Source organism: Pseudomonas marginalis (assembly GCF_008692035.1).
GTDB classification, from domain to species: Bacteria; Pseudomonadota; Gammaproteobacteria; order Pseudomonadales; family Pseudomonadaceae; genus Aquipseudomonas; species Aquipseudomonas marginalis.
In genome coordinates this window covers 1948959-1960318 of the sequence record NZ_VTFG01000002.1, presented here as the reverse complement: position 1 = coordinate 1960318, position 11360 = coordinate 1948959, and the positions used below count along the sequence as shown (strand labels likewise).

11 protein-coding genes are annotated in these 11360 nt (G+C 61.3%); 10 read left to right on the top strand and 1 reads right to left on the bottom strand.

Features of this window, described 5'->3' with window-relative positions:
* Window positions 1-5 precede the first annotated feature (5 nt).
* The 3 genes from FX984_RS29225 to FX984_RS29215 all read left to right on the top strand — a co-directional run bounded on the left by FX984_RS29225 (window position 6) and on the right by FX984_RS29215 (window position 2047).
* The gene (locus tag FX984_RS29225) at window positions 6-1016 is read left to right on the top strand and encodes a class 1 fructose-bisphosphatase (RefSeq protein ID WP_027605062.1); all 1011 of its coding nucleotides are present in this window, start codon (window positions 6-8) and stop codon (window positions 1014-1016) included.
* A 176-nt stretch (window positions 1017-1192) separates the two neighbouring features.
* Window positions 1193-1447 carry a hypothetical protein gene (locus FX984_RS29220; protein WP_027605061.1) on the top strand — a complete coding sequence of 85 codons (255 nt, stop codon included), beginning with the start codon at window positions 1193-1195 and terminating at the stop codon, window positions 1445-1447.
* Between the two features lie 30 nt (window positions 1448-1477).
* On the top strand, window positions 1478-2047 hold the full coding sequence (locus tag FX984_RS29215; RefSeq protein WP_027605060.1) for a lipocalin family protein: 570 nt from the start codon (window positions 1478-1480) through the stop codon (window positions 2045-2047).
* Window positions 2048-2101: 54 nt separating this feature from the next.
* Here FX984_RS29215 and FX984_RS29210 read toward each other — a convergent pair whose 3' ends face one another.
* Window positions 2102-3466, bottom strand: coding sequence for a formimidoylglutamate deiminase (locus tag FX984_RS29210; RefSeq protein ID WP_146476821.1), 1365 nt, complete (start codon window positions 3464-3466; stop codon window positions 2102-2104).
* Between the two features lie 147 nt (window positions 3467-3613).
* Between FX984_RS29210 and hutC the strand changes: the two genes are divergently transcribed.
* The 7 genes from hutC (at window position 3614) to FX984_RS29175 (ending at window position 11257) form a co-directional block, all read left to right on the top strand.
* On the top strand, window positions 3614-4324 hold the full coding sequence (gene hutC, locus FX984_RS29205) for a histidine utilization transcriptional repressor HutC (protein ID WP_223841674.1): 711 nt from the start codon (window positions 3614-3616) through the stop codon (window positions 4322-4324).
* Window positions 4321-4881 carry a HutD/Ves family protein gene (locus FX984_RS29200; RefSeq protein WP_027605057.1) on the top strand — a complete coding sequence of 187 codons (561 nt, stop codon included), beginning with the start codon at window positions 4321-4323 and terminating at the stop codon, window positions 4879-4881. Before hutC ends, FX984_RS29200 begins: the two co-directional genes overlap by 4 nt.
* A 407-nt stretch (window positions 4882-5288) precedes the next feature.
* Complete coding sequence (gene hutU, locus FX984_RS29195) at window positions 5289-6959, top strand: urocanate hydratase (RefSeq protein ID WP_027605056.1); 1671 nt, start codon at window positions 5289-5291, stop codon at window positions 6957-6959.
* Window positions 6960-7028: 69 nt separating this feature from the next.
* Window positions 7029-8477, top strand: coding sequence for a purine-cytosine permease family protein (locus FX984_RS29190; RefSeq protein ID WP_146476822.1), 1449 nt, complete (start codon window positions 7029-7031; stop codon window positions 8475-8477).
* A 70-nt stretch (window positions 8478-8547) separates the two neighbouring features.
* Window positions 8548-9513: an ABC transporter substrate-binding protein gene (locus FX984_RS29185; RefSeq protein ID WP_027605054.1), complete on the top strand. Its 966-nt coding sequence runs from the start codon at window positions 8548-8550 to the stop codon at window positions 9511-9513.
* Window positions 9514-9584: 71 nt separating this feature from the next.
* Window positions 9585-10436, top strand: a complete 852-nt coding sequence (locus FX984_RS29180; protein ID WP_027605053.1) for an ABC transporter permease — start codon at window positions 9585-9587, stop codon at window positions 10434-10436.
* On the top strand, window positions 10433-11257 hold the full coding sequence (locus FX984_RS29175) for a quaternary amine ABC transporter ATP-binding protein (RefSeq protein WP_108573672.1): 825 nt from the start codon (window positions 10433-10435) through the stop codon (window positions 11255-11257). The genes FX984_RS29180 and FX984_RS29175 overlap by 4 nt, the downstream gene beginning before the upstream one ends.
* Window positions 11258-11360: the final 103 nt, after the last annotated feature.

Sequence of the window (11360 nt, the reverse complement as noted above, 5' to 3'; positions counted from 1 at the left end):
CTTCCATGTCCCGCGTTACCTTGAGTCGCTATTTGATTGAGCAGACCCGCAGCAACAACACGCCTGCCGATCTGCGCTTCCTTATCGAAGTGGTGGCGCGTGCTTGCAAGGAAATCAGCCACGCCGTGTCCAAAGGCGCATTGGGTGGTGTCCTGGGCAGCATGGGCACTGAAAACGTGCAGGGCGAAGTGCAGAAGAAGCTCGACGTGATTTCCAACGAGATCCTGCTCGAAGCCAACGAATGGGGCGGTCACCTGGCCGGCATGGCGTCCGAAGAAATGGACAATGCCTACCAGATCCCGGGCAAATACCCGAAAGGCGCCTACCTGCTGGTGTTCGATCCATTGGACGGTTCGTCCAACATCGACATCAACGCCCCGGTCGGCACCATCTTCTCGGTACTGCGTTGCCCGAACGAATACCTGAGCCAGAACGAAGCCCTGAACGAAAAGGCCTTCCTGCAGCCAGGCACCGAGCAGGTCGCTGCCGGCTACGCGATCTACGGCCCACAGACCATGCTGGTGCTGACCCTGGGCGATGGCGTCAAGGGTTTCACCCTGGATCGTGAAATGGGCAGCTTTGTCCTCACCCATGAAGACATCACCATTCCGGCTTCCACCCAGGAATTCGCGATCAACATGTCCAACCAGCGCCACTGGGAAGAACCGGTCAAGCGCTATGTGAACGAGTTGATGGAAGGCGAAGAAGGCCCGTTGAAGAAGAACTTCAACATGCGTTGGGTCGCGGCGATGGTGGCCGATGTGCACCGTATCCTGACCCGTGGCGGCCTGTTCATGTACCCACGCGACAGCCGCGAGCCGTCCAAGCCGGGCAAACTGCGCCTGATGTACGAAGCCAATCCGATGTCCTTCCTGGTCGAGCAGGCGGGCGGTGCGTCCACTGACGGCCACCAGCGCATCCTCGACATCCAGCCCGACGGCTTGCACCAGCGTGTGGCGGTGTTCCTGGGTTCCAAGGAAGAAGTTGAGCGTGTGACCGCTTACCACAAGAAGTAAGCTGCGGCGATAAGTGAACGGCGTTGTTGTGAGCCGGTTCACCCTTAAAGAAGCCCCGAAACGTTTCAGCGTTTTCGGGGCTTTTTTGTTTTCGTTCGTCGGGAACCAGACACCTCTTTTCCCTTCTAAGCTTCTGGCAGATACCCAAGCTGCTTCGTCCCTCCAGGAGTTATTCCATGTCGTTACGCCGTCTCGCTTTGCTGGCCTTTTGCGTGCTGTTGGCCGCTTGCAGCAAGGTCAATCAAGAAAACTACGCAAAGTTGTCGGCCGGCATGCCTAAGGCCGAGGTGGAGTCGCTGCTGGGCAAACCGACCGATTGTTCCGGCGCACTGGGCATGTCCAGCTGCACATGGGGCGATAAAAACAGCTTTATCAGCGTTCAATATGCCGGTGACAAAGTTCTGATGTTTTCCGGGCAAGGCCTGAAGTAAACCGGGGCGAAAGCCTGCGGGAGAAGAAGAATGATGCGTTTTGTTTTGTTCCTTTGCGCCAGCCTGTTTTTGGCGGGCTGCGCCAGCCATTCTGGCGATGATCTGCAACCCAAGACAGCGAGCAACGTCAACCTCAAGCGTTACCAGGGCACCTGGTATGAGTTGGCTCGATTGCCGATGTACTTCCAGCGCAACTGCGCGCAGTCCGAAGCCCGCTACACATTGCTGCCTGATGGCGATATGTCGGTATTCAACCGCTGCCTCACCACCGAGTGGAAGTGGGAAGAAGCCAAGGGCACGGCCACGCCGCAGGTGCCTGGCAAGACCGACAAGCTCTGGGTGGAATTCAACAACTGGTTTACGTCACTGCTGCCAGGCGTCGCCAAGGGCGATTACTGGGTGCTGTACGTCAGCGATGACTACAAGACCGCCATCGTCGGCAGCCCGAGCCGGCGCTATATGTGGATCCTGTCGCGCACGCCGACGGTCAGTGCGGACACCCGTGAAGACCTGTTGAGCAGGGCGCGGCAGCAAGGGTATGACACCACGCGGTTGATCTGGCGCACGTCGGATAAGCAGATGGCGAAGACTTCGCAGTAATTCTGGATCGCCACAGATCCAATGGTGGGAGGGGGCAAGCCCCCTTCCGCATGTTTAACCGAGTAGGTCTTTCAATACTTGTGTAAACGCCCGGCTACTCTCTTCCTCGCCGGCATGTCGCCCATCCCGCACGACCCACTTGCCGTTGACCAGCACATCGCGCACCTGCCGATCACCGCCGGCAAACAGCCAGCGATTGAGGATGCCGTCCTGTGTCGCTGTCGCCAGGTAAGGGTCGTCACCGTCCAGCACGATCCAATCCGTACGCTTGCCCACTTCCAGTCGACCTATCGGCTGCCCCAGCGCTTGTGCGCCGCCGTCCAGCGCCGCATCGAACAACGTACGGCCGACCATCGGCTGGTCGCTGCGATACAAGCGATTGCGCCGTTGATCGCGCAGGCGTTGGCCGTATTCCAGCCAGCGCAGCTCTTCCACCACGCTCAGGGACACATGGCTGTCGGAACCGATGCCCAGGCGTCCGCCCTGGGCGAGAAAATCCACCGCCGGGAAAATCCCGTCGCCCAAGTTGGCTTCGGTGGTCAGGCACAAGCCGGCAATCGCGCGACTCTTGGCCATGCGCGTCACTTCTTCCGGGTTGGCGTGGGTCGCGTGCACCAGGCACCAACGTTCATCGACCTCGACGTTGTCGTACAGCCATTGCAACGGGCGTTTGCCGCTCCAGGCCAGGCAGTCGTCGACTTCCTTTTGCTGTTCGGCGATATGGATATGCACCGGGCACGTCTTGTCGCTGGCGGCCAATACTTCATTGATCTGCCGTGGTGTAACCGCGCGCAGGGAGTGGAAGCACAGCCCCAGTTGCTGCGCCGGCTGCGCCGCCAGAATCGGTTTGAGGCGCGCCTGCAGGTCCAGGTAGTTTTCGGTGCTGTTGATAAACCGTCGCTGCCCCTCATTCGGCGCCTGGCCGCCAAACCCTGAGTGGGTATAGAGCACCGGCACCAGCGTCAGGCCGATGCCGCTACTCGCTGCGGCCTGGCTGATCTGCCGCGACAGTTCCGTACGGTCGGCGTACGGCTGGCCGCTGACGTCATGATGCACATAGTGGAATTCGGCCACCGAGGTGTAGCCGGCCTTGAGCATCTCGATATACAACTGCCGCGCGATCACCTGCAGTTGCTCCGGGCTGATCTTGCCGACCATGCGGTACATCAGTTCGCGCCAGGTCCAGAAACTGTCATTCGGGTTGCCGGCCACTTCGGCCAACCCGGCCATGGCGCGCTGGAAGGCGTGGGAGTGCAGGTTCGGCACGCCCGCCAATACCGGGCCCCTGAGCCGTTCGGCACCGGCTGCGCTGGCGTTGGCCTCAACCTGTGTCAGCAGGCCATCGGCGCTGACTTCAAGACGTACATCGTTGGCCCATCCACTAGGCAGCAGCGCGCGTTCGGCAAAGAAAGCGGACATGATTAGAGCACCCCGGTCGTGTGTTTATTTGTATATACATATACAGACGTTTGCCTGCTCGGTAAACTCCGGCAATCTATGCATCTTTTCCCCTTGCAAGGATTCCCTGTGCCGACTCCGCCCGCCAAGTCTTCACTGGCTGCCCACATGGACGAAAGTCCGGCGCCCTTGTATGCCCGCGTCAAACAGATGATCAGCCAGCAGATCCTCAACGGCAACTGGCCGCCCCATTACCGCGTACCGTCGGAGAGCGAACTGGTCAGCCAGTTGGGCTTCAGCCGCATGACCATCAACCGTGCCCTGCGCGAGCTCACCGCCGAAGGTTTGCTGGTGCGCATGCAAGGCGTCGGCACGTTCGTCGCCGAGCCCAAGAGCCAGTCGGCGCTGTTCGAAGTGCACAACATTGCCGATGAGATCGCCTCCCGCGGTCATCGGCATACCTGCCAGGTCATCACCCTGGGTGAAGAGGCTGCCGGTTCCGAACGCGCCGTCGCCCTGGAAATGCGTGAAGGCGGGCGGGTGTTCCACTCGCTGATCGTGCATTACGAAAACGATATTCCCGTGCAAATCGAGGACCGTTTCGTCAACGCCCTGGTCGCGCCGGAATACCTGCAACAGGACTTCACCCTGCAAACCCCCTATGCCTATCTCAACCAGGTGGCGCCGTTGACCGAAGGCGAGCACGTGGTCGAGGCGATTCTCGCCGACGTTGCCGAGTGCAAGTTGCTGCAGATCGAGCCGAGCGAGCCGTGCCTGTTGATTCGCCGGCGTACCTGGTCCGGCCGTCAGCCGGTGACTGCCGCGCGTTTGATCCACCCCGGTTCTCGCCACAGCCTGGAAGGACGGTTCAGTAAATGAGTGCAGTAAAAGTCTGGCGCGCCGCCGATTACGTGCGCATGCCGTGGAAAAACGGCGGCGGCAGTACCGAAGAAATCACCCGCGATGCCGGCGAGGGCCTGGAAGGCTTCGGCTGGCGCCTGTCGATTGCCGATATCGGCGAGTCTGGCGGGTTTTCCACCTTTGCCGGCTACCAGCGCGTGATCACCGTGATCAAAGGCGCAGGCATGGTGCTGACCGTGGATGGCGAGGAGCAGCGCGGGTTGTTACCGCTGCAACCGTTCGCCTTCAAAGGCGACAGCCAGGTTTCATGCCGCTTGATTACCGGGCCGATCCGCGACTTCAACCTGATCTACTCACCCCAGCGTTACCATGCGCGGTTGCAATGGGTAGATGGTGTGCAGCGGTTCTTCACTACGGCGCAGACGGTGCTGGTGTTCAGCGTGGCGGATGAAGTGAAGGTGCTGGACGAGGTACTGGGCCATCACGATTGCCTGCAAGTGGACGGTAACGCTGGCTTGCTGGACATCTCTATCACTGGCCGTAGCTGCATCATCGAACTGACTCAGCGCGATTAAAAAATGTGGGAGGGGGCTTGCCCCCGATAGCGGTGGATCAGTCGGTATATCCTGGGCTGACACACCGCAATCGGGAGCAAGCCCCCTCCCACATTTGTTTTTGTGTCGCTTATAGAATCTGTTTCCAGTCCCTGCACCAATTTGTTACCGAACGCCCCAGCTCGGCGCAAAACCGCGCTGTCGTGACACACCTCCTTCGCTATAAACCCCCCTTCGCAAGAAATTTCATCACGGCTCGAAGCCTTAATTTCCAAGGCTCGCACACGCTTTTCGGAAAAATCCTAACACCTCCCTCGGAAAGTTGGCCGCTTGATTGCATATGCTTGTATGTACAAGTAAAGATGTGTGCGTAAGACTCTCCTTCGCACCATCCATGTTCGCGCATCGATCGCCGAGGAGTTCTTGTTGTGACCAAGCCTACAAAATACCGTGACGTCGAAATCCGCGCCGCTCGCGGTAACAAGCTCACCGCCAAAAGCTGGCTGACTGAAGCGCCGCTGCGCATGCTGATGAACAACCTCGACCCGCAAGTGGCCGAGAACCCCAAGGAGCTGGTGGTGTACGGCGGTATTGGCCGTGCAGCGCGCAACTGGGAGTGCTACGACCAGATCGTCGAGAGCCTCACCCACCTGAATGACGATGAAACCCTGCTGGTGCAGTCCGGCAAGCCGGTCGGCGTGTTCAAGACCCACAGCAATGCCCCACGCGTGCTGATCGCCAACTCCAACCTGGTGCCGCACTGGGCCAGCTGGGAACACTTCAACGAGCTGGACGCCAAGGGCCTGGCCATGTACGGCCAGATGACCGCCGGCAGCTGGATCTACATCGGCAGCCAGGGCATCGTCCAGGGCACCTACGAAACCTTCGTCGAAGCCGGTCGCCAGCACTACGATTCAAACCTCAAGGGCCGTTGGGTCCTCACCGCCGGCCTCGGCGGCATGGGCGGTGCCCAGCCTCTGGCCGCGACATTGGCCGGCGCGTGCTCGCTGAACATTGAATGCCAGCAGGTCAGCATCGATTTCCGCCTCAACAGCCGCTACGTCGACGAGCAGGCCACCGACCTCGACGACGCCCTGGCCCGCATCGCCAAGTACACAAAGGAAGGCAAGGCCATCTCCATCGCGCTGCTGGGTAACGCCGCGGAAATCCTGCCGGAACTGGTCAAGCGCGGCGTGCGCCCGGACATGGTCACCGACCAGACCAGCGCCCATGACCCGCTCAACGGTTACCTGCCGGCCGGCTGGACCTGGGACGAATACCGCGCCCGCGCCAAGACCGAACCGGCTGCCGTGATCAAGGCCGCCAAGCAGTCGATGGCGGTGCACGTCAAAGCCATGCTGGACTTCCAGAAGCAAGGCATCCCGACCTTCGACTACGGCAACAACATCCGCCAGATGGCCCAGGAAGAGGGCGTGGAAAACGCTTTCGACTTCCCAGGCTTCGTACCGGCGTACATCCGCCCGCTGTTCTGCCGTGGCATCGGCCCGTTCCGCTGGGCTGCGCTGTCGGGCGACCCGCAGGACATCTACAAGACCGACGCCAAGGTCAAAGAGCTGATCCCCGACGACGCCCACCTGCACAACTGGCTGGACATGGCGCGCGAGCGCATCAGCTTCCAGGGCCTGCCGGCGCGTATCTGCTGGGTTGGCCTGGGCCAGCGCGCCAAGCTCGGCCTGGCGTTCAACGAGATGGTGCGCAGCGGCGAGCTGTCGGCGCCGGTGGTGATCGGTCGTGACCACCTGGACTCCGGCTCGGTCGCCAGCCCGAACCGCGAAACCGAATCCATGCAGGACGGTTCCGACGCCGTGTCCGACTGGCCGTTGCTCAACGCCTTGCTCAACACCGCCAGCGGCGCGACCTGGGTTTCGTTGCACCACGGCGGCGGTGTGGGCATGGGCTTCTCCCAGCACTCCGGCATGGTCATCGTCTGTGACGGCACCGACGAAGCGGCCGAGCGCATTGCCCGCGTGCTGCACAACGACCCGGCCACCGGTGTGATGCGTCACGCAGACGCCGGTTACCAGATCGCCATCGACTGCGCCAAAGAGCAGGGCCTCAATCTTCCAATGATCAAGTAACCCGATGTGGGAGGGGGCTTGCCCCCGATGGCGGCGAACCCAGGACAATCCATCAGAGGTTGAATACACATGGCTGCAAACGACACCACCCCGTTGATCGAAAGGCGTTCGATCGACTACATCCCGGAAGCGGAAAGACACGGTCGTCTATTGAGCCAGTTCACCCTGTGGCTGGGTGCCAACCTGCAGATCACCGCGATCGTCACCGGGGCCCTGGCCGTGGTGCTGGGCGGTGATGTGTTCTGGTCGTTGCTCGGTCTGTTGCTCGGTCAACTGCTGGGCGGTGGCGTGATGGCGTTGCATGCGGCGCAAGGGCCCAGGCTGGGCCTGCCGCAGATGATCTCCAGCCGGGTGCAGTTCGGTGTGTACGGCGCGGCGATTCCGATCGTGCTGGTGTGCCTGATGTACCTCGGTTTCACCGCAACCGGCACCGTGCTTTCCGGCCAGGCCCTGGGCCAGTTGTTTGGTGTCAGCGACAGCGTCGGGATCCTGATCTTCGCCAGTGTCATCGTGCTGGTCACGGTGCTCGGTTACCGGGTGATCCACTTCATCGGCCGCGTTGCCAGCGTCATTGGCGTGATTGCCTTTGTCTACCTGTTCAGCCGTCTGATGAGCCAGGCCGACGTAGGCGCGCTCCTGCAAATCCGCCACTTCAGCTGGAGCAGCTTCCTGTTGGCGGTGTCGCTCGCGGCATCCTGGCAAATCGCCTTCGGCCCGTACGTGGCGGACTATTCACGCTACCTGCCGAGCAACACGTCCTCGCTGAAAACCTTTCTTGCCGCAGGCGCAGGTTCGGTGGTTGGCGCGCAGGTGGCGATGATCCTCGGCGTGTTTGCCGCGGCCATGTCCAACGGGCAATTTGCCGGTCACGAAGTGGCCTACATCGTCGGCCTGGGCGGTACCGGAGCCACTGCGGCGCTGCTGTATTTCAGCATCGCGTTCGGCAAGGTCACCATCTCCACGCTGAACTCCTACGGCAGCTTCATGTGCATTGCCACGATCATCAGCGGCTTCCGCGGTCGCCTCGAGGTCACGCGCTTGCAGCGCCTGTTTTTCGTACTGGCCATCGTCGGTACGGCGACCCTGATCGCCTTGCTCGGGCAGCACTCGTTCCTGGGGGCGTTCAAGTCCTTCATCCTGTTCCTGCTGGCGTTTTTTACCCCATGGAGCGCGATCAACCTGGTCGACTACTACTGCATCACCCGCGATCGCTACGACGTGCCGGCGCTGGCCGATCCGAACGGGCGCTATGGCCGTTGGAACCTGCTCGGTATCAGCGTGTATGTCTTCGGTGTGCTGGTGCAATTGCCGTTCATCTCCACCAAGTTCTACACCGGTCCCCTGGTGGCGGCCCTGGGGGATGTGGATATTTCCTGGATCATCGGCCTGGTTCTTCCCGCCGCGCTCTATTACTGGGCGGCGAAAAAGTGGCCTCGCGCAACGCCTGAACACCTGACCCTGCCGACAGAGCAGGGCGCTGCACCGACGACGACAAACGGGCTGGTTGCACAGGCCTGATGGGACGTGGACAGGGCAGGATGCCTACTGACTGCCGTAATCCATTTCAAGATTTGGGAGCGTCACAACAATGAAAATGCATAAGACCCTGTTGGCCACCGTGTTTTCCGCGGGCTTGCTGGCCACTGCTGGCGCCCAGGCGGCCGGTTGGTGTGAATCCGGCAAACCGGTGAAATTCGCCGGCCTGAACTGGGAAAGCGGCATGTTGCTCACCGACATCCTGCAAACCGTGCTGGAAAAAGGCTACGACTGCAAAACCGACAGTTTGCCGGGCAACTCCATCACCATGGAAAACGCCCTGAGCAGCAACGACATCCAAGTGTTTGCCGAAGAGTGGGTCGGCCGCAGCGAAGTCTGGAACAAGGCCGAGAAGGCCGGCAAAGTCGTCGGTGTCGGTGCCCCGGTGGTGGGCGCCGTCGAAGGCTGGTACGTACCGCGCTACGTGATCGAAGGCGACGCCAAGCGCAAGCTGGAAGCCAAGGCGCCGGACCTGAAAAACATCGCCGACCTGGCCAAGTACGCCGCGGTGTTCAAGGACCAGGAAGAACCGTCCAAGGGCCGTTTCTACAACTGCCCGGCCGGCTGGACCTGCGAGCTGGACAACAGCGAAATGCTCAAGAGCTACGGCCTGGAAAGCACCTACACCAACTTCCGCCCAGGCACCGGCCCGGCGCTGGATGCGGCGGTGCTGTCGAGCTACAAGCGTGGCGAGCCGATCCTGTTCTACTACTGGTCGCCAACCCCGCTGATGGGCCAGGTCGACCTGGTCAAGCTGGAAGAAAAACCCGGTGTGGATAAGACCGTGAGCATCAAGGTAGGCCTGTCCAAGACCTTCCACGAGCAAGCCCCGGAACTGGTGGCCGTGCTGGAAAAAGTCAACCTGCCCATCGACCTGCTGAACCAGAACCTGGGGCGCATGGCCAAGGAGCGCATTGAGTCGCCGAAACTGGCGAAAATTTTCCTCAAGGAACATCCTGAAGTCTGGCACGCCTGGGTGAGTGACGAGGCAGCCAAGAAAATCGACGCGGCCTTGTAGGTCAAGTGTGCCCGGCTACCCTCAGGGGTGGCCGGGCGCCTGGCCACAACCCACTGGATCGAGAGCACGCTATGTTTCCTGAGAGTTTTACGTTTTCCATCGCCGACTGGGTCAATGGTTGGGTGGATTCACTGGTTACCAATTACGGCGATGTGTTCCGGCACATCTCCGACACCCTGCTGTGGGCCATCGTCAACCTGGAAGGGCTGCTGCGCGCCGCCCCATGGTGGCTGATGCTGGCCATCGTCGGCGCCGTTGCCTGGCATGCCACCCGCAAGGTGCTGACCACGGCGGTGATCGTCGGTCTGCTGTTCCTGGTGGGCGCGGTCGGCCTGTGGGACAAGCTGATGCAGACCCTGGCGCTGATGATGGTTGCCACGGTGATCTCGGTGTTGATCGGCATCCCGCTGGGCATCCTGTCGGCGCGCAGCAATCGCCTGCGTTCGGTGCTGATGCCGCTGCTCGACATCATGCAGACCATGCCCAGCTTCGTGTACCTGATCCCGGTGCTGATGCTGTTCGGCCTGGGCAAGGTGCCGGCGATTTTCGCCACGGTGATCTACGCCGCGCCGCCACTGATTCGCCTCACCGACCTGGGGATTCGCCAGGTCGACGGCGAAGTCATGGAAGCCATCAACGCCTTTGGTGCCAACCGCTGGCAACAGCTGTTCGGCGTGCAATTGCCGCTGGCGCTGCCGAGCATCATGGCCGGTATCAACCAGACCACCATGATGGCGTTGTCGATGGTGGTGATCGCCTCGATGATCGGCGCCCGTGGCTTGGGTGAAGATGTCCTGGTCGGCATCCAGACCCTCAACGTCGGCCGTGGCCTCGAAGCCGGGCTGGCGATCGTGATTCTCGCCGTGGTCATCGACCGCATTACCCAGGCCTATGGTCGTCCACGGCATGAGGCGAGCAAATGACTACTGTCAGCAAAATCGAAGTTAAAAACGTCTTCAAGATCTTCGGCGCCCGCGCCAAGGACGCACTGGCCATGGTCGGCCAGGGCAAGACCAAGGACCAGGTGCTGGCCGAGACCGGCTGCGTGGTCGGCGTGAACGATTTGTCCCTGAGCATCGGCACCGGTGAGATCTTCGTGATCATGGGCCTGTCGGGCTCGGGCAAGTCCACGCTGGTGCGCCACTTCAACCGCCTGATCGACCCCACCAGCGGCGCGATCCTGGTGGACGGCGAAGACATCCTGCAGCTGGACATGGACGCCCTGCGCCAATTCCGTCGGCACAAGATCAGCATGGTGTTCCAGAGCTTTGGCCTGCTGCCCCACAAGAGCGTGCTCGACAACGTCGCCTACGGCCTCAAGGTGCGTGGCGAAACCAAGCAGGTCTGCGCCGAGCGCGCGCTGCACTGGATCGAAACCGTGGGCCTCAAGGGCTACGAAAACAAGTACCCGCACCAGCTTTCCGGTGGCATGCGCCAGCGTGTCGGTCTGGCCCGCGCCCTGGCCGCTGACACCGACATCATCCTGATGGACGAAGCCTTCAGCGCCCTCGACCCGCTGATCCGCGCCGAGATGCAGGACCAGTTGCTCGAGCTGCAAAAGACCCTGCACAAGACCATCGTATTCATCACCCACGACCTCGACGAGGCCGTGCGTATCGGCAACCGCATTGCGATTCTCAAGGACGGCAGGCTGATCCAGGTCGGCACGCCGAGGGAGATCCTGCATTCGCCGGCGGATGAGTACGTGGACCGGTTTGTCCAGCGGCGTGCGGCGGTGGTCTGACCCAGGTTCTGTGGTGAGGCTCAAGCGCCCTCCCACATTTGCAATGCATTCCCCTGTGGGAGGGGGCTTGCCCCCGATGAGGCCGGCAAAGCTGTAGAGAATA

Bases quoted from the DNA above. Each gene is read 5' to 3' on its own strand.
- FX984_RS29225 (WP_027605062.1), top strand. From the start codon at position 6: ATGTCCCGCGTTACCTTGAGTCGCTATTTGATTGAGCAGACCCGCAGC.
- FX984_RS29220 (WP_027605061.1), top strand. From the start codon at position 1,193: ATGTCGTTACGCCGTCTCGCTTTGCTGGCCTTTTGCGTGCTGTTGGCC.
- FX984_RS29215 (WP_027605060.1), top strand. From the start codon at position 1,478: ATGATGCGTTTTGTTTTGTTCCTTTGCGCCAGCCTGTTTTTGGCGGGC.
- FX984_RS29210 (WP_146476821.1), bottom strand. From the start codon at position 3,466: ATGTCCGCTTTCTTTGCCGAACGCGCGCTGCTGCCTAGTGGATGGGCC.
- hutC (WP_223841674.1), top strand. From the start codon at position 3,614: ATGGACGAAAGTCCGGCGCCCTTGTATGCCCGCGTCAAACAGATGATC.
- FX984_RS29200 (WP_027605057.1), top strand. From the start codon at position 4,321: ATGAGTGCAGTAAAAGTCTGGCGCGCCGCCGATTACGTGCGCATGCCG.
- FX984_RS29190 (WP_146476822.1), top strand. From the start codon at position 7,029: ATGGCTGCAAACGACACCACCCCGTTGATCGAAAGGCGTTCGATCGAC.
- FX984_RS29185 (WP_027605054.1), top strand. From the start codon at position 8,548: ATGAAAATGCATAAGACCCTGTTGGCCACCGTGTTTTCCGCGGGCTTG.
- FX984_RS29180 (WP_027605053.1), top strand. From the start codon at position 9,585: ATGTTTCCTGAGAGTTTTACGTTTTCCATCGCCGACTGGGTCAATGGT.
- FX984_RS29175 (WP_108573672.1), top strand. From the start codon at position 10,433: ATGACTACTGTCAGCAAAATCGAAGTTAAAAACGTCTTCAAGATCTTC.